This window comes from Micromonospora xinjiangensis (assembly GCF_056150165.1).
Map to the genome: position 1 here is coordinate 26,999 of NZ_JAXCFO010000008.1, position 17,058 is coordinate 44,056.

Consider the following 17,058-nt stretch of genomic DNA (forward strand, 5'->3'; position numbering starts at 1 on the left):
TGACGGCACGGCCCCGCAACCGGAGCTACGGAGTGATCATGCCCTTCTCGACGACCAGGTTGTAGTTCTCCCCGAACACGTTGAGCTCGTGGACTCCGACCTTGACGTTCTCGGTCGTACCCAGGACCTTCAGCCGGACGGCGTTCGTCAGCACCCGGTCGAAGGTGACGTAGTCGGCCGTGTACGCGGTGGTGTTCGTGCTCCTGTCGACCAGGGGCCGCCACGTGTTGGTGGGGATGTCCTTGTACTCCAGTGTGTACCGCACCGCGTTGTCCTTGGTGAACGTGCGCCCGAGTTCCTTCCACTGGATCTGCGCGGCGGAGATGTGGAAGACGGTCCCGAAGCCCCTGATGTACGTGGGCGCGGTGTCGCCGTCAGCCGGCTCCCACCAGGTGGACAGGGACCGGTCGCTGCCGTAGTACGGGTTGCGCCCGGGGGCGTAGCTGCTCGCCCAGTACGCCTGGCTGTTGGTGGCCACGTTGTAGAGCCCGACGTCGTCCCGGCCCGAGATCTTCTTCCCCGGGGCCAGCTGCGGCGTGTTGGACAACTCGCAGTCGATCGCCCCCTGCTTCGGGCCGGCGGGGACCACGGTGCAGATGTCCATTCCCAGGCGCCGCTCGAAGAACTCCTCGTACCCGATGACGTAGGTGTAGAAGAACACCAGGTTGCCGGACTTGTCCAGGACGAAACTGCCGTGTCCGGCGTTCGGATAGACCGCACTCGGATGGTTGTTGCCGTAGCCGATGGGGTTCTGCTGCGTGACCTCGAAGCCGGAGAGCGGTTTGTCCGACGTCATCACGCCGGTCGCGTACGTGGTGAACTCCGTGCCACCGGACGCTACCGAGAGGTAGTAGGTGTCCCTCACCTTGAACAGTTGCGAACCCTCCACGTACCCGTGCGTGTAGGTCGCCTTGTTGTCACCGATGTGCTGCCACTCCTGGCGCGGGTCGAAGGTCCAGAGCACGACCGGGTCGCTGATGAGCTGACGAGGATTGTTCGGGTCGAGTTCGGCGCCCATGATCGGTGAGCCGATGTTGTACGTCAGGTACAGCCGGCCGTCCGTGTCCAGGAAGAACTGCACGTCGCCGACGCTCAGGGTCTGGCCGTTCGGGCGCAGGAAACTCCCCATGCTGGTCCACGGCCCGGTGGGCGAGTCCGATCGATAGACCGGCGTGTTGTTGCCGGCCATGTAGAACGTGTCGCCGATCTGCACGACCGTCGGTGCGACCAGGCCCAGGTTCATCTGATGCGGCGTCCACGTCAGGTAGTCGGTGGTGGACCAGACGGTGCGGTTGTTGTTCGGTGCGTTCTGCATCGCGCCTGACGCGTAGAGATAGATGGTCCCGTCGACGTTCAGCGCGGACCAGTCGGCCCCGGTCCGGGCGGAGTTCTCCGAGATCCTGGTGAAACCGACGGTGGAGCGGCTCGCGAGCGTCCGCCCGGACGCTGCCGTCCACGTCTCCAGGTTCAAGCTGGCCGGGATCTGCGAGGTGTTGGCGACATTCGCGTCCGTGGGCGGCATCGTCCCGACGATGTTGCGCACCGCCATCCCGGGCAGGTTGATCGGGTTCACATAGGTCTGCGTCATGTCGACACCGGCCAGTGGCACCTTGGCGGCGGGGGTTTGCGGCCCGACACCCCGCGATCCCGGGGGCGCCGGCTTCTCCGCCGAGGCCGCCACGATCGGTGTCAGTTGGCCCACTCCCACTCCTACCAAGAGAGCAAGGCCAATAGCCGCTATCCCTCGACGTCGTTTGCCGGCGGTCCTCTCGACAACCATCAGCTCCTACCCTCCGTCTGGATGGTGTTAGCGCTAACAACGGCGGAAGCGTGCGATTTCCGGGGCACCCGGCGTGGCGTGGTTGATGCTGGTGGTGAGGTGTCTCCATCGAGGGTGGCCAGGAAAAGGGAAGAGCTTGTCCCTCGACCGGTTGGCCATCCAGCGCGCACGTCCCCCGGCGCGGTCTCGTCCAGCAGGGGTTCGGCGACCGAGCGGCTGTTAACGCTAACAGTGTTGCGGTGATGTTAACGTCGCTGTCTGGAGCGTGTCAAAAGCGTCAATGCCTCGTGACTCTTCGGGGACGTCTCCGGCTGCGCGATAGCACCAACTCACTCCGAATGACCACCATGGATGCCCGGTCAACCTCCGGGCCGCCGACGCCTCCACGACGCGGCGGCGCACGGTGGTCACGGCTCGCCGGCCGGCGACCGGAGGCGGAGGAGCGCCGCGGCCATGGCGACGGCCGCGACCGCCCCGATCAGGCTGCCGATGCCGATCCGGCCCTGGACCGCGTACGACGCCACGGCCGTGATGAGCACGCCGGACGCGAAACAGAACGCGGCGAGCAGCGCCGGGCGCGCGTGGCGCGCGGGCAGGGCGGCGGCCGCCAGCAGGGCTGCGGAGAGCAGCAGGTCGGGCACGAGGAAGAGGTTGTCGGTGGTCCAGTTCGGCACGAGGAAGGCGAGCGTGCCGGCGCTGACGGCGACGGCGACGATCCGGCCCAGGCGAAGGAGCGAAGGACTCATGTCTACACCGTAGACGTGCCCACCGCTGCCGTCTACGCTGTAGACGAAAGCGATAGGGTGGGCGAGTGCAACGTCGCCTGACCCCTGAGCTGATCACCGCCGCGGCGCTTCGGCTCGGCGATGCCGAAGGTCCCAAGGCGATGACGATGCGACGTATCGCCGCCGAACTCCGCTGCGACCCGATGGCCCTCTACCGGCACTTTCCCGACCGGACCGCACTGCTCGACTCGGTCGCCGACCTCGCCCTCGCCGACGTCACCGTGCCCCAGGGCGCCTGGGACGAGCGGGTACGCGGCATCCTGTCCGCGGTGCGCGGGGCTGCCCTCCGGCACCCGGGCATCGCCTCGCACGTCGCCGCCCGTCCGCCCCTACAGGACAACGGCCTGCGCCTCGCCGCCGCCCTGACGGCCGCACTCGCCGAGGCCGGGCTCTCACCCGCCGACGTCGTCCGAGCGACTCAGGCCCTGATCGCGTACGTCGCGGCAGCTCTCGCGATGACCATCGCCGCCGGTGAGCCGGACGCCCGCTGGCGCCAGCTCGGCGAGATGTTCTCGGCGCTGCCAGGCGCCCCGCCGGGTGCCGACCTGCCGGTGACGGGCTCGGCCGAGCAGTTCGCATACGGCCTGCGCCTGCTGCTGAACGGCATCCGGGCGGAGGCGGCGGCCGGCCCTTGAGCGGCGCTGGCCGAGGCCGGGCAGCAGATTCCATGGGCCACATCGCTGCGAGATTGTCGCCGCCGTCGGCATCGCCCCGCCGGCGACCCGGACGCCGTGCGATGGGTGGCAGTACGCCATGCCGACGACCACATCCACATCGTGGCCACGCTCGTCCGACAGGTCGGCGAAACCGCCTGGCCGGGAACGAGCGCCTGAAGGCGCACGCCGCCCCCCGCGACCTTGAACAACGCTACGGCCTATACCAGGTCGGCCCGGTCGACCACGCCAGCATCCGCAGGCCCACCGCCGCGGAGCAGATCGGAGCCACCGACAGGGGCGGCGCGAGACTCTTCCCGAGCCAAGCTCCGCCACGGAGTACGCGTCGCCACAGCCGCCGCCCCCGCAAGAACGACTTCGTCAACCGGCTCCAAGCCCTCGAGACGTTCCGAGTCGGCCAGCACGTGTCCGCCCGGTGTGCGATCGCGTCGATGGCTCAGCGGCGGGGGAGAAGGGCGGTGGGCCACGGAGGTGCTGGCCCCACGTGACTGACGAACGCCATCACTTCGGACGATCTGTGACGCCCTTCCACCGCGGACGTCAGAACTCGAGGACGTACTTGACCCCACCAGAGCGGCCGCCGGCGACCTGCTCCGCGATCGCGGCGCCGTCCTTGACTGGTGCCGTCTGGACGTCAAGTCTCAGTTCGCCGGAGGCGGCGAGTGCCGCGAGTTCGCCGAGCGCACGTCCGTCGGGCCGCACGTAGAGGTTCGAGGTGGTGATTCCGCGAACCGGGTCGGGTGCGTCCGAGGTGATGGAGGTGAGGCGGCCTCCGTCGGTGAGCAGTTCGATCGCGTCCTCCGCGGTGCCCGTCGCGGCGATGAGGACGGCATCGAATCGGCGATCGCTCCTGTGCGCCCAACCGTCAGCGTGGGTGTCGATGACCTCGCTGGCGCCGAGGGCGCGGAGCTGATCGGCGCGGGCCGGTCCTGCACCGGCGACGATCTCGGCGCCCCGGAGGTGGGCGAGTTGCACGGCCAGTGACGCGGTGGGGCCGGAGGCGCCGACGACGAGCAGGCGGGTGGTGGCGTCGACGTGGAGCTCGTCGAGGGCCTGCTGGGCGGTGAGCCCGGCGACCGGGAGTGCCGCCGCGATCTCCGGAGCCAGGTTATCGGGCAGCCGTGCGACGTGCGCGGAACGGACCAGGACGCGCTCTGCCCAGGTGCCACTGCCGCCCGGCAGGGGCGCCTCGTGGACCAGCACGAGGTCTCCCGTGCGGTATTCGGTCTCGTCCGGGCCGGTCGCGATGACGCGGCCGACGGCTTCGACACCCAGAGCCGCGGGCGGAACGAGGCCGACGTCCCATCCGCCCGTGTGAAGCAGGGCGTCCCACGGGCCGATCCCCGCCGCGACCACCTCCAGGACGAGCTCGCCCGCGTCAGGCTGGCGGGGGTTCGGAAGGTCCAGGATCTCCAGGGCGCCGTTGGCGGCTCGAACACCGAGTCCGATCATGATTTGTCCCTCTGTGTTGATTCTGTTCGTGCGTGCTTCGGGTTTCAGGCGGCCGGGCTCGTGCCCTGGTCCGCAGGCCGCTTGGATTTCGGGAGTTTGTCCACCACGAGCCGGTAGGAGTCGGTGATGAGTTCCTTCACCAGGTTCTCGTCGAGGCCGCGCCCACCTGCTGCCGTGATCCAGTGCTTCTTGTCCATGTGATAGCCGGTCGTGATCTCTGCGTACTGCTCGCGCAGCCCAACGGCCTCGTCCGGATCGGCCTTCAGGATCACGACGGGGTGTCCCGGCATGTCGGTCATGAGCATGAAGACCTTGCCGCCCACCTTGTACAGCTCCCAATTCGGGCCAGCACGGTGCTCGACCGTCACGTGCGGCAGCTCTGTCGCGTACTCGTTCGCGACCTTCTGGAGTTCCTGTCCGTCCATGGTTGATCAACTCCTCTAGCGATCGGTTCGCCTGGGCCAGGCCTCAGACGAAGGTGAACAGGCGCTCAGGCTCGAACCGCGACACCGGGGTCTTGTACTGCTTCGCCTCGTCGGGGTAGCCGAGCGCGAGCAGCACGGTGGTGGTGTGTCCGGTCTCGCGGATGTTGAAGGCCTTGTCAACGGTGACGGGGTCGAAGCCTTCGAGCGGCATGGCCTCGACGCCGAGTTCTGCGGCGGCCATCATCGTCAGACCCATCACCATGTAGGTCTGCTTCTCCATCCAGTGGTAGGTGTCCTTGTAGCTGTACTGGCGCAGGCTCAGGAAGTCGCGCGTCATCGATTCCCACCGCTCCTGCTTGGCCTCATCCGCGAACCGGCCGTCCGCCCGCTCCTTGGCGAACACCGCTTCGAGGTGGTTCTCGGTCACATCGCCCCGCGTGGTGAGGATGATGGTGTGCGAGGCGTTGAGGATCTTCTCGGCGTTGTCCTGGAACCGCTCGCCGAGGTTGGCAGCCAGCCGCTCCTTGCCCTCCCGGGTGGACACGACGTAGAAGTGATTCGGCTGGATGTTCGTCGACGTGGGAGCCGAGCGCAGGAACCTCAGCAGCTGCTGAAGAGTCTCGTCCGGGATCGTCTTGCTGCCGTCGAAATACCGGCTGAGGTGCTTGCTCATGAGCTTGTCGAGATCCATGTCATCGCGCTTTCTGTGGTGATGAGTTGAGCGGTTGTGGCTGGTGAGAATCGGATGCGGCTAGGGTTTGCCGGCGAGAAGTTCGCCCACCCGGTCGAAGCTGATGCCTGTTGTGGCCGAGGCGATGTCGCCGGCCTTCAGCGCCGCGGCCGCCTGTTCGAGAGCGCCCATCGCATGCGTGTAGAGCGCGGGGCCCAGGCTGATGCGCTTGACCCCGGCCTTGCGCAGCTCCGAGACGGTCAGCACCCGGTCCGCCGGTGAGATGAGAACATTCACGGGTGTGGGCGCAACGGCGGTGACGATCGCGACCAGGGACTCGAGGTCGGGCGGGAACGGCGCGTAGAGCACGTCGGCGCCGACCTCGGCGAAGGCCGTCAGCCGTCGGATGGTGTCATCGAGGTCGGGGCGCCCCTGGATGAAGTTGTCGGTGCGAGCGGTGACGACGATGCGTCGCTTCGCCGCGACGACCGCACTGCGAACCCGGCCTACCGCGTCGTCGAAGTCGCGGATCGGGTCATCGGGATTCCCGGTGGTGTCCTCGATCCCGATGCCGGCCAGCGCGTGCGCGACGGCACTGTCCACGGTCACGGCGACGTCCTCGGCGGTGTCGCCGTAGCCGTCCTCGAAGTCACCGTTGACGGGCAACCCCGTGAGCCGGCCAAGCAGTTGCGCGTGGTCGAGATGCTCGTCGCGGGTGATGCCGTGGCGTCCGTCGACGCGGCCGAGCGCGGCCGCCAGGGCCGCCGACGACGTGCCGATGGCCTCGAAGCCGGCTTCCGCCAGGATCAATGCCGAGACACCATCCCAGGCGTTCGGCATGACGAGGGCCTCTGCTCGGGTGTGCAGTGCCATGAATTTCTCATAGAGCTCAGAGCCGGACATGTCGTCCCTTTCCGGCGAGGTTGATCAGGGTGGGGGTTCGACCGGTCAGGCCGCTGTTCTCGCGAGTTCGGTATGCGCTCATGCCGGCTCGGGGGCCGGGATGTCGACATCGGCGCAGCCATCGGCTTCGGACACGGCCACCGCGATCGTGTGGCGCGTCCTCGCGTCCAGCAGTCTGCTCGCCTTCGTCTGCACCGTCATGACGAGATCGAGGACGGTCGGGTTCGACGCGGGCATGGTGAACATGTTCGGTACGAAGCCGAACTGCGCGCTGACCTGGTCGAGCGTGCTGCGTACGTCGGCGGAGGGCTCATCGGCGGCAAGAGCGTGCAGGCGTGGCATGAGAACTCCGCTCCGGACCAAGTGGGGGTCGGGCAACCGACCTGGGGCCAGTTTTGGGCTGCGCAGCCCACTTCCCAGATACAACACCAACGAGACTGGGCTGTCAAGCCCACTCTTGGTAAGGTTCGATTCATGAAGTCCACGACGGCAGCACCGGCGCCTCGCAAGCTCACCGAGAAGGGGCAGGCGACGCGTGCCCGGATACTGGAGCACGCCGCCGCGCTCATCTACGCCGAGGGCGTCCACGCCACGAACAACGACAAGCTCCGGCGCGCCGCCGGCGTCAGCGGGTCGCAGATCAACCACTACTTCCAGACCAAGGAGAGCCTCGTCCTGGCGGTGATCGAGTGGCAGGCTGAACGCGTCCTCGGGCTTCATCGCGGCGAACAGTTCGACGGCTTCGAGAGCCTCGAGGGGTTTCGGAAGTGGGCAGCGTTCTATATCGGGTATGAACGCGCCTACCACGAAGGCTGCAGCCTCGGGTCGCTCGCCAGCGAGATCATCAAGACCGACCTCGACGTTCACGATGAGCTCGCGGATGCGTTCGCCCAGTGGCGAGAGATCTTCCGCGACGCGCTGCTCCGCCTGCAGCGGCGGGGCCGTCTGAGCAGTGAGGCCAACCCCGAGCAGCTCGCCAGCCTGCTCCTCGCCGCGTTCCAGGGCGGCATGCTCCTCGCGCAAGTCGCCCGGGACATCTCCCCCCTCAGGGATGCCCTGGAAGCCGCTCTCGACTACGTCGAGACCTTCGCGACACCATCCTCCCGTAGCGCGGACGGATAGTAGGTCCGTCGGCGGTGAGTTCATTCGCAACCCCGAATCCGCCCGCCTGATCGACAAGGTCCATCCGCGCTCCGGCGCCTTGCCCTCGCTCCGAACCCGCTTCCGATGGCGACCACCAGATCGGCACGTTCGCACCTGGGCTGGACCAATCCGGTCAGATGGCCAACCCGGCGCCCCCGGAAACGACGATCTCCTGCCCGGTGATGTAAACGGCATCGTCCGAAGCCAGAAAAGCGACCGTCCCCGCGACGTCTTCTGGCGTCGCGAGGCGGCCGAACGGATTGTGCTCGGCCATCGCCGTCATCGTCCCCGCGACGTCATCGGTTGCCGTCCGGATCGAGGCTCTGGTCATCGGAGTGTCGGTCATTCCGGGGCTGACCGCGTTGATCCGAATCCGGCGCGGTGCGAGCTCGAGCGCAAGTGTCGGGATCATGGCCAGCATCGCGCCGTGTGACCCGGCCGCGACGCTGCTGCCGGTGAGGCTGCGCGTTGCTCCGATACCCACCGTCACAACGACCGAGGCGCCGTCGGACAGCAGCGGCAAGGCTTTGGCCAGGGTGAAGAACACCCCTTTCGTGTTGACCGCGAACACCTCGTCGTAGCCCGATTCGTCCCAATTCTCGAGCGTCATCGGACGGTTGACGCCGGCGTTCAGGAACAGCGTGGTCAGACGCCCGAACTGTCCTCCGACTTCGGACACGACCTTGTCGATGTCCGAAAGCGACCGCACGTCAGCTTGCAAAACCAGGACATCGTTGGGCAATTCTTGCCGTGCGCGAGCCACGCTCTCCTGGCGTTGCCCGGTGACGGCAACGCGGTAGCCGCGATCGTGCAGAGTCCGCGCGGTCGCCTTCCCGATCCCACTGGTGCCGCCCGTGATCAGGGCCGTACGTTCCGACATCACACCCACTCCATCGTCGTTGTTGCCTGGACTGAACGGGCCAATGGCAACGCGCCGCTGGCGTGGTGTCCGGCTGCCCTGCTCAGAGTCAAGACTCCTACTGGACTATATCGTCCAAGTTTGCAAGGTTGGCAACATGACCATGACTCGCACGGGGAAGAGCGCGACCAAGGAACAGCGAGCAGCCGCGGAGTACTTGGGCTCGCTCGACGACCCCCTCGCTCGCTGGGTGCGGGCGGCCGGGCCGATCGATGCCTACGACGCGCACCTGCCCGTCACGGTGGGCAACCCCCTCGAGTGGTTCTCGTTCGCCGTCATCTCGCGGCAGCTCAGCAGAGCATCCAGCTTGGCGATCTACCGTCGACTGATCGCACAGCTCGGCGGCGCCATCACTGCCGAGCGCGTCATCTCCGCCGACGAACAGACGCTGCGCGACGTCGGGTTGTCTCACCAGAAGGCCTGGACGATCCGGGCGCTCGGCGAGCGCATCCATGACGGCGAGCTGGAGATCGACAATCTCGCGACGATGAGCGATGCCGAAATTCTGACCAGCCTCGTGGCCGTGCCCGGTATCGGCCCGTCGTCGGCGCAGAGGTTCATGCTGCATTACCTGCGCAGACCGGACATCTTCCTCGCCGGCGACCTCGCCGTGCGCGAAGCGATCACGGCACTCGATCGACTGAACAGCAAGATCACGCCGAAGGGCGCGGAGCAGCGGAGCGAGCCGTGGCGACCGTATCGATCGTATGCCACGTCGTACCTGTGGGGCTATGTGCGGTGACGCGGCGGGTATGGGCGAGAGCCCTCTCGGCGGAAAGTGGCTCACCCGGGCCGACCGTCATCCCCATGCCCGGGTAGCTCAAGGGGAGAGCACTCGGTCGACGGGACCGACCGTTCGGGGCAGTCGCGGCGGTTGCCCAAGCGAGCCGGCCTGGACCGGTGCCGGGTTGTTGCGTCTCCGGTTGCTTGCACCCGCCGTGAGCAGACTGATCACGACCAAAGGGATCAATTAACGTGTCGGCTCGCCGGGCGGCTCCACGAGGAACGATTGGATGTGGTCCAGCGCCATGTCCAGGGCGGCTTCCATGGGTGCGACGTCGTGCGTGGCGTTCGCCAGCAGGTAGCCGCCCTGCAACGCTGCCATCAATCCCGTGGCCAACTTCTCCGGGTCGGCGTCCCGGCGCAGTGCGCCGCTGTCGCGCATCCGGTGCAGGCCATCACTGATCAGCTTCTCCCATGCCGCGAACGTCTCCGACAGCGACGATCGAGCCTGCTCATCCTGATCAGACAGCTCGAGAGCCATCGACCCGAGGCCGCACCCGTACTTGCCGTTGTTCAGCGAGTTGGCCTGGACCAACGCGTCACGCCACCGGACCAGTCCCGAGAATGAGCTCAGTCGCTCGAGTCGTGCTCGCTCACGTTGAATCACCAGCGCGCCGCGATATTTGACCACCGCGCGCACGAGCTCATGCTTGTCGGCGAAGTGGTGGTAGAGCTGGGACTTGCTCGTCTGGCTTGCCTCACGGACGTCGGCAAGGGTCGTCGAGTTCACTCCGCGCGTGAACATCAGCCGGTTCGCTGCCTCGAGGATCCGTTCTCGCGTCGCGATGCCCCGTTGACCGATCCTCCGCAGATTCGCGGGCGCAGTCACCTGCTCGTCGCTCATCTGTGAAGTGTAATCTAGCACGGAAGATGATCTAGGGAGAATGGCACCTTGCAGTCCATCCGGTAACATATCGCGTTCGCGCGACGGTATACGGCGAACGCATGTTGCCGCCAGCTTGATGAACGGTGCCACGACCGCGAATCTGCCTCGCCAGAGGCACGTCTACGCGCCCGCGTCCCCTCGCCTCGTTCCGGTCTCCTCATTTCCGCTGGGCAAGTGTCACGAACCGTGCCGCCACCGCGGCAAGCACGGCTGAGGCGAGGACGATGAGGCCCGCTGTGAAGAAGACCGTCTGCAGGGTTGTCGACGAAACAAGGATCGCGCCGAGGCCAGATCCCGCCGCCAGGGCTATCTGGAGGTTCGTCACATTCACCGCCGACGCGGCCTCTGGGGTTTCCGGGGCCGCGTCGAGTATCCAGACCAGAGTTCCCGGGTTCACGACTCCCCAGAACAGGCTCCACAGCACGAGCAACAGGCCGGCCAGCCAGGGTAATGTGCCCGCGAACGCCAGCCCGACGAGCAATGTGGACACCACCGCCGCTGCCCCGGCGAAGCTGCCGATCACTCCGCGCCTGAAAAGCGATCCGGCGACGATTGAGCCGACAATGCCACCGCAGCCGTAGATGACGTAGAGCAGGGAGATCACGCCGCTGGACAGATGTGTGTGGTCCATCAGGAACGGAGTGATGTACGTCCAGGCGGTGAACTGTCCGATGAACACCACCGCGCCCGCGGCCATCCCGAGCCGGGCGGCCCGCCGTGTCACGACTCCCACGAGATCACGCAGGTGCGTACGCCCATCCGGCGGAATACCTGGCAGCACGAGTGCCTGCACGAACACGACTAGCAGTGTCGCCGCCGCCGCAATGCCGAAAGTGATGCGCCAGCCGACGAGGTCGCCGAGGAACTGTCCCGCAGGCAGTCCCACCACCGTCCCACCCGAAATGCCGGCCGCGATGATGGTGATGGCACGAGTGCCACCGGCCGCACCCACCAGCTTGGGTCCGACCGGTGAGACCACGGTCCAGAAGGCTCCGAGGGTGGCGCCGAAGAGCATACGAGCGATCAGCACGAGGACGAAGTTCGGCGCCACCGCGACGATCGCGTTCGACACCAGCACCGTCAGACCCAGGACAAGGATGACCGAGCGCCGGTTGAAGCGGCCAGAACCGAGGAAGAAGAGCGGCGCGGACACCGCTGCGCTGAAACCCGGCACGAGCACCATCAGCCCCGCGAGGCCGAGCGAGACGTCCAGTCCGTCGGCAATCTGCGGCAGCAGCCCCACCGGAAGCGTCTCCGTCATGACGATGATGAACGCGCCGAGCGCTACCGCGCCGACGGAGAACCAGCCCCGCCTGCTCCCGGTCTCTGCGGCAGTAGCGGCCTCGCGGGCGGTGGCAGGTTCGATCGGGACGGCCGCGGTGCACGAGGACGCCGTGACCACGTGCACCTGCGGTGCGGGCTGTGTCGGCGTCGCCTCTTTGGGTACGGTCACATGTTCTCCTCGCCCACCGTATGCTCCCGGCGGGCTATTCCCTGTAAACGCCTGGCGTGTTTGTGTGCGAGTCGCGAGCGGTCAGAGCAATTCGTCCTGCGGTTTGGCGGCATGAGGCCACTGCGCCAGTACCCGGGTGCGCTGATCCGGCGGGCGCCGATCGTCCGGAGTTCGGCGGGGATAGCCGTCCGCCCCGGGCTGCGATGTCAGAGATGGTGGTGGGTCAGGCGCCCGGGGCGATCGCGCAGGCGGAGACGCAGAGCCAATTGCCCTCGCGCTTCTGGTACACGTCCGTGTACAGCGCTTCCTGCTCCACTCCATCGGCGATCATGGTGTAGGTGACGCGGCCGTGGATCAGCGCAACGTCGCCGAGGATGCGGATCTTGATGTCGCGCAGAGTGATGTCTTTGATGGGTCGGGGCTTGGCGATGTATTCGAGGTACTCCTCGCGATTGCGGGTGACACCCGGCGTCTGCACGATGAAATCCTCAGCGAGGAATTCACTGAAGCGCTTCGCATCGCTGGTCTCGTCCGAGCGGATGTAGTCGAGGTTGAGCTGTTCGAGGATCGCCAGATCTTCGGTGGACTGCTCCGTGTCGTTCATTTTCTTACTCCCTCTCCGTGTGGTTCGGCGTTCGCCGCGGGTACGTTGTTTCGGTTCCGTGTACGCGATGCCGGCGGGCGCGGTTGTTCGGTCAGTTGGCGTCAGATTCGTCGCACCGCTTTGCCTGAGACGTCGTGGTTGCCGCGGCACCGCTGGACACCGAGCCACGAGCGCGAGCGTGCGCCGCTGGCGTCATCCCACGGATGCCGCTCGCGGGGGCAGCGTCCGGTGGATGACGCCCGAGACGATACCCTAGCTGGACGATCTGGTCCATCCTTGGTCCTGCTGGTCATCGGTAGCTTGGAGCATATTGCGAGTTAGCCAGGCCCGATGGCCCTCCTCGCGCCTGGCTAACACGGGACTATATAGTCCTTAGAGTTTCAGGTTCCGAGTTGGTGCAACTGCGAGAGGGCGGCGGCAAGCGTCGTGCCCGATGTCAGGAGAGTTCGATGGACGGCACGCCCTCCGGTAAGAACGTCGTCGATGGTCAGCTGGTCGATGCGGCGGACATGATCGCCGCGCTGACCGCCGCACAGTTCGTGTTCCCGGACGGTGCGACCCAATCGTTCACAGCGGATGGTCGAACCACCTACGTCGAGCGAGGCGTGCCGTCAGCTGGCGAGTGGTCTGTTGCGGGTGACGGGACCTTCGCGTCGTGGTGGCCACCGACGTACCGGGCGACGTACACCGTCCGCTGGATCGTCGAGAACGGAGTGCCTGTGGGCGTCAGCTTCACCGACACCCGCAGCGGAGGCCGCTACGACGGCCGGTACCAGAGCGCGGCGTCGTAGCCACGGCCACGGTGCCAGATCGATCTGCGCGACCAGACGCGCGCTCCGACGCCGCTCACGGCTGCGGACCGAAGGTGCCCGCGAGCCGGGACTAGAGATACAGGGAGGTGGCGGGTGAGAGCGATCGTGGTGACGGACGAGGCCGCGGGGACGGCCGGCATGAGGCTGGTGGACCGGCCCGGACCGGACGCGGCGAGGCTCGCCAGCCTTGAGGGCGCGAGCTACGGCGATGTCGTCGTTCAGGTTCATGCGTCGGGATTCACTCGGGATGAGCTGGAGTGGCCGTCGACCTGGGTCGATCGCTTCGGCCGTGACCGGACGCCGTCGATCCCGGGCCACGAGGTGGCCGGCGTGGTCACCGCCCTCAGCTATGGAACGACGGGGCTGTCGGTGGGACAGCGGGTCTTCGGCCTCACAGACTGGACTCGTGACGGCACCCTCGCGGAGTACACAGTCGTCGAGGCGCGCAACCTCGCGCCGCTGCCGGGCGATGTCGACTTCACGGTGGGCGCGAGCATCGCGATGACGGGCCTGACCGCGTGGCAGGGGTTGTTCGATCACGGCCACCTCCGGGCGGGCCAGAGCGTCCTTGTGCACGGCGCGGCCGGTGCGGTCGGCTCGATGGCGACCCAGCTCGCCCGCGAGGCCGGCGCCTACGTCATCGGCACTGGACGCGCTTCCGCCCGTCAGGCGGCGCTCGATTTCGGCGCGCACGACTTCCTCGACCTCGAGAACGACGCCTTTGAAGATGTCGCCGGGGTTGATCTGGTCTTCGATGTCCTTGGTGGCGACATCCAGAAGCGGTCCGTGGGTCTGGTCCGCACTGGAGGAACACTGGTGACCGTCACCGGCCCGGCCGAGATGCGACCCGCCGAGGGTGTTGCGGTCGACTTCGTTGTGGTCTCCGATCGCGCCCAACTGGGTGAGATCGCTCAGCGCGTGCGGGACGGACGCCTACGGACGAACATCGGCCAGATCGTGGACCTCGACGATGCGGTCGCTGCCTTCAGCTCGACCCAGCGGGTCAACGGGAAGACGGTCGTCCGCGTTCGTCCGTAAGAACTCAGGAGACACCATGGCGGGTGATCCCAAGGACGTGATCACGCTGACCAGTGCGGAGCAGGACGTGGCCGGCTCGACGAGCTGCGCGGGCAACGACGGACCGCCACCGCGACGTGCCCGTCCGCCGCAGCTCTCGTCCATTTCCATCCGGAATATGCCGACGTTTTGAACCTGGCATTCCCTGGTTCGCACACGGCCCACGTGTACCAGAAGCGTGAGGGCACCGGGGACTGTGTACCAGCCTGTGCGATCGCTCCGGGCGCCTGACACCGATCGGGCGACGTTCCTGGTCGCGAGGCATCTGGTGCTCGGGTGAGCACCATGCGGTAGCCAAAGGGTGGTTCAGGACAACAGAAAGGCGCAGCTCGATGCTCAACACGGCACCGGTGACCGACGCGGCCGGCGGGGACAGAACGTTCCGGCTGGCCTTCATATCCGCGGTGGTCTCCCTGGCGGCCGTGTTCGTGGCGGTGGGCTCAACGATCCCGCTGTTCAACATCTACCGGGCGGAGGATGGGTTCACCAACGCCGGTATCTCGATGACCGTCGTCGCCTACTCCGTCGCCACTCTCGCCACGCTGCTGGTGCTGGGGCGCCTGTCCAGTCATCTGGGCCGGCGCCCCACCTCGATCGCCAGCCTGGTCCTGCTTCTGCTGGGCTGTGTGCTGCTGTTGAATGTGCACGACGTCGGCATCCTGACCGCGGCTCGGTTCCTGATGGGCCTTGGCGCTGGGCTGGCCAGTAGCAGCCTCACCGCCTACATCGTCGACGCGGCACCGGCCAGACCGGCCTGGTTGACGTCGGTGGCTTCCAGCCAGACAGTCATGCTCGGTCTCGCCGTCGGCGCTGTCGTCTCCGGCGCCCTGGTCCAGTTCGGTCCCTGGCCGCGTGAGCTCACCTTCCTGGTTGTCATCGGCCTTCTGCTCCTGTCTGTTGCTCTCATTGCCGTCAGCCCGGAGACCGTGACTGGGATGCCGGGTGCTCGCCGATCCCTGCGACCTCGGGTCTACGTGCCGGCACGGGTCAGGAGTCTGCTCCCGGTCGCGGCGGCGGTATTCCTGGCCACGTGGGCGGCCGGCGCCTTCTACCAAGCGTTCGTGCCCGCACTGGTCGAAGATCAACTGCACACCAGCAGCCCACTCGTCGTCGGACTGGTGTTCGCCGCTTACATGGGTCCCAGCGTCCTCGGTGCTCCCCTCGGCGGCCTGTTCGCACCCGCAACCGCCCAACGCATCGGCATGATCGGCTTCCTGACGGGAATGATCGGCATCGTCGCGGCGATCGCCACCGGTACGCTCGAGTTGTTCATCGCCGCGACGATCGTCGCAGGCACCTCTCAAGGCATCGCCATCAGCGCTGCCACCCGCGGGCTACTGCACGGCATCACCCTGGCCGACCGGGCACCGACCTTCAGTGTCATCTACCTCCTCAGCTACAGCGGCGCGACGATCCCCGCCCTTGTCGCCGGCCAGCTCTCCAACACCTTCTCGCTTCCGCAGATTGCCATCGGATACGGCGCGCTCGCTCTCGTCGCCACCCTGTTCACCGCCATCGGGGCGCAGAACCCGCGTACCGAGGCGACTGGGCACAGCCGACACGCCGAGTAATCAAGGTGGTGGACGTGTGGCTCGGTCATGTCCTATTCCTTCCGGGGGACGCGACGTTACCTGTCGTCAGTCCGTGTCCGCCTGAACGTGTGGTGTCACTCGTGGTGTGAACACCAAGCAGGGGAGCCGAGGCTGACACCTCGCGGCGCCGCGACGAGGCGGCGCATCATCTTCACCACCACTTCGCCGACAGGGAACAGCTGGTCCGCGCCGCGGTTCGGCTCCGCGCCGAAGAGATCATGGAAGCGGAACGTACTCGTCCAGCGCGACGTACTGCAAAGGGGCGCGTACGGCTGTCTCGTCGGCTCGATCGCCGCAGAGGTCTCCGACCAAGACGAGGTCGCTCGTATGGCCCTGGCAGAGGCCTTCGTCGAGTGGGAAAACCTTGGTCGAAGCCGGCCTGCGTCCCGTGCGGGATGTCGGGACACTCGCGACCGACGCCGTTACTCCCGGCCTGACAAGTGCGGCGCTCACCTGGCCGAATGCGAGCGGACATAGCTCAGGGCCAAGTCGAGCGCAGCCCCCAACGGGGCGATATCCCGGCTTGTTCTCGCCAGCAGCGATCCGCCCTGCAAAGCGGCCGTCAAGCCCGTCGCCAGCCTGGCCGGATCTGCGTCGACCGCCAGTTCACCGTTGTCCCGCATCCGCTTGATGCCGGCCGCCAACGCCTCCCGTGTGGCGATCGCGATGGCATGTGCCACTCTCGATCTGTCGCCGTCCCGCACGCGGCTGGCAAGATCGGGCACGTTGGACGTGCCGAGGATCAGTTCCCGGTGCAGGTCGATGATCTCATCGCGCCAGCGCGCCAGGTCTTCGAGTGAATCCAGGCCGCACAGCAGTGACCATCCCAAGGCCAGGGCATCGCCGGGCGGTTCAGAGACACCCCACGAGCCCGAGCGTCTGCCACGTTCCACCGATGAACCCTCGCCGCAGTGGTCTACAGAGTCCATGTCTAATCTCCCTAGCTCTTCCTTTCATAGTTATATGGACTATATAGTCCAACAAGATGGCACCTCCGGTCTCTTGATGAGACGAGACGATCGCGATCCGCTGCGAAGTGGTGACGAGTGCTCCGCGCCGCCGAGCGGCACGTCGACCTCCACGTGACTGGAGGCATCCCA

19 protein-coding genes are annotated in these 17,058 nt (G+C 66.7%); 7 read left to right on the forward strand and 12 right to left on the reverse strand.

Annotated features, from left to right (window positions below):
• Positions 1 to 25: 25 nt before the first annotated feature.
• Both SM573_RS25290 and SM573_RS25295 read right to left on the reverse strand, forming a co-directional pair.
• Positions 26 to 1,588 (reverse strand): family 43 glycosylhydrolase, encoded by a 1,563-nt coding sequence (locus SM573_RS25290; RefSeq protein ID WP_474617223.1) that lies wholly within the window; start codon positions 1,586 to 1,588, stop codon positions 26 to 28.
• A gap of 599 nt (positions 1,589 to 2,187) precedes the next feature.
• Positions 2,188 to 2,526: a hypothetical protein gene (locus tag SM573_RS25295; RefSeq protein WP_474617224.1), complete on the reverse strand. Its 339-nt coding sequence runs from the start codon at positions 2,524 to 2,526 to the stop codon at positions 2,188 to 2,190.
• 65 nt (positions 2,527 to 2,591) lie between these two features.
• Here SM573_RS25295 and SM573_RS25300 point away from each other — a divergent pair, with 65 nt between their 5' ends.
• The gene (locus tag SM573_RS25300) at positions 2,592 to 3,200 is read left to right on the forward strand and encodes a TetR/AcrR family transcriptional regulator (RefSeq protein WP_474610926.1); all 609 of its coding nucleotides are present in this window, start codon (positions 2,592 to 2,594) and stop codon (positions 3,198 to 3,200) included.
• 579 nt (positions 3,201 to 3,779) lie between these two features.
• Here the strand turns inward: SM573_RS25300 and SM573_RS25305 are convergent.
• The 5 genes from SM573_RS25305 to SM573_RS25325 all read right to left on the reverse strand — a co-directional run bounded on the left by SM573_RS25305 (position 3,780) and on the right by SM573_RS25325 (position 7,031).
• Positions 3,780 to 4,691 (reverse strand): NADP-dependent oxidoreductase, encoded by a 912-nt coding sequence (locus tag SM573_RS25305; RefSeq protein ID WP_474610925.1) that lies wholly within the window; start codon positions 4,689 to 4,691, stop codon positions 3,780 to 3,782.
• A 44-nt stretch (positions 4,692 to 4,735) separates the two neighbouring features.
• Positions 4,736 to 5,116 carry an MmcQ/YjbR family DNA-binding protein gene (locus tag SM573_RS25310; RefSeq protein WP_474617225.1) on the reverse strand — a complete coding sequence of 127 codons (381 nt, stop codon included), beginning with the start codon at positions 5,114 to 5,116 and terminating at the stop codon, positions 4,736 to 4,738.
• A 43-nt stretch (positions 5,117 to 5,159) separates the two neighbouring features.
• Positions 5,160 to 5,807 (reverse strand): nitroreductase family protein, encoded by a 648-nt coding sequence (locus SM573_RS25315; protein ID WP_474610923.1) that lies wholly within the window; start codon positions 5,805 to 5,807, stop codon positions 5,160 to 5,162.
• A 60-nt stretch (positions 5,808 to 5,867) separates the two neighbouring features.
• Entirely contained in the window at positions 5,868 to 6,659 is a 792-nt protein-coding gene (locus SM573_RS25320) for an isocitrate lyase/PEP mutase family protein (protein WP_474610922.1), read from the reverse strand.
• A 108-nt stretch (positions 6,660 to 6,767) separates the two neighbouring features.
• The gene (locus SM573_RS25325; protein WP_474617226.1) at positions 6,768 to 7,031 is read right to left on the reverse strand and encodes a carboxymuconolactone decarboxylase family protein; all 264 of its coding nucleotides are present in this window, start codon (positions 7,029 to 7,031) and stop codon (positions 6,768 to 6,770) included.
• 132 nt (positions 7,032 to 7,163) lie between these two features.
• Between SM573_RS25325 and SM573_RS25330 the strand changes: the two genes are divergently transcribed.
• Entirely contained in the window at positions 7,164 to 7,811 is a 648-nt protein-coding gene (locus tag SM573_RS25330; protein WP_474617227.1) for a TetR/AcrR family transcriptional regulator, read from the forward strand.
• Positions 7,812 to 7,965: 154 nt separating this feature from the next.
• On the opposite strand, the gene SM573_RS25335 is transcribed toward SM573_RS25330, so the two are convergent.
• Complete coding sequence (locus tag SM573_RS25335) at positions 7,966 to 8,712, reverse strand: SDR family oxidoreductase (protein ID WP_474610919.1); 747 nt, start codon at positions 8,710 to 8,712, stop codon at positions 7,966 to 7,968.
• A gap of 136 nt (positions 8,713 to 8,848) precedes the next feature.
• On the opposite strand from SM573_RS25335, the gene SM573_RS25340 reads away from it, so the two are divergent.
• Positions 8,849 to 9,493, forward strand: coding sequence for a DNA-3-methyladenine glycosylase family protein (locus SM573_RS25340; protein ID WP_474610918.1), 645 nt, complete (start codon positions 8,849 to 8,851; stop codon positions 9,491 to 9,493).
• Between the two features lie 228 nt (positions 9,494 to 9,721).
• Here SM573_RS25340 and SM573_RS25345 read toward each other — a convergent pair whose 3' ends face one another.
• The 3 genes from SM573_RS25345 to SM573_RS25355 form a co-directional block, all read right to left on the reverse strand.
• Positions 9,722 to 10,378 (reverse strand): TetR/AcrR family transcriptional regulator, encoded by a 657-nt coding sequence (locus tag SM573_RS25345; protein ID WP_474617228.1) that lies wholly within the window; start codon positions 10,376 to 10,378, stop codon positions 9,722 to 9,724.
• A gap of 199 nt (positions 10,379 to 10,577) precedes the next feature.
• Complete coding sequence (locus SM573_RS25350; RefSeq protein WP_474610916.1) at positions 10,578 to 11,873, reverse strand: MFS transporter; 1,296 nt, start codon at positions 11,871 to 11,873, stop codon at positions 10,578 to 10,580.
• 223 nt (positions 11,874 to 12,096) lie between these two features.
• Positions 12,097 to 12,477, reverse strand: coding sequence for a nuclear transport factor 2 family protein (locus SM573_RS25355; protein ID WP_474617229.1), 381 nt, complete (start codon positions 12,475 to 12,477; stop codon positions 12,097 to 12,099).
• Between the two features lie 449 nt (positions 12,478 to 12,926).
• Between SM573_RS25355 and SM573_RS25360 the strand changes: the two genes are divergently transcribed.
• From SM573_RS25360 to SM573_RS25375, 4 genes are all read left to right on the forward strand, one after another.
• Positions 12,927 to 13,268, forward strand: coding sequence for a hypothetical protein (locus SM573_RS25360; protein WP_474610914.1), 342 nt, complete (start codon positions 12,927 to 12,929; stop codon positions 13,266 to 13,268).
• Between the two features lie 114 nt (positions 13,269 to 13,382).
• Positions 13,383 to 14,327: an NADP-dependent oxidoreductase gene (locus tag SM573_RS25365; RefSeq protein WP_474617230.1), complete on the forward strand. Its 945-nt coding sequence runs from the start codon at positions 13,383 to 13,385 to the stop codon at positions 14,325 to 14,327.
• 16 nt (positions 14,328 to 14,343) lie between these two features.
• The gene (locus SM573_RS25370) at positions 14,344 to 14,499 is read left to right on the forward strand and encodes a hypothetical protein (RefSeq protein WP_474617231.1); all 156 of its coding nucleotides are present in this window, start codon (positions 14,344 to 14,346) and stop codon (positions 14,497 to 14,499) included.
• A 199-nt stretch (positions 14,500 to 14,698) separates the two neighbouring features.
• Entirely contained in the window at positions 14,699 to 15,937 is a 1,239-nt protein-coding gene (locus SM573_RS25375) for an MFS transporter (RefSeq protein WP_474617232.1), read from the forward strand.
• Positions 15,938 to 16,407: 470 nt separating this feature from the next.
• Here SM573_RS25375 and SM573_RS25380 read toward each other — a convergent pair whose 3' ends face one another.
• Positions 16,408 to 16,887: a hypothetical protein gene (locus SM573_RS25380; RefSeq protein WP_474617233.1), complete on the reverse strand. Its 480-nt coding sequence runs from the start codon at positions 16,885 to 16,887 to the stop codon at positions 16,408 to 16,410.
• Between the last annotated feature and the right edge of the window lie 171 nt (positions 16,888 to 17,058).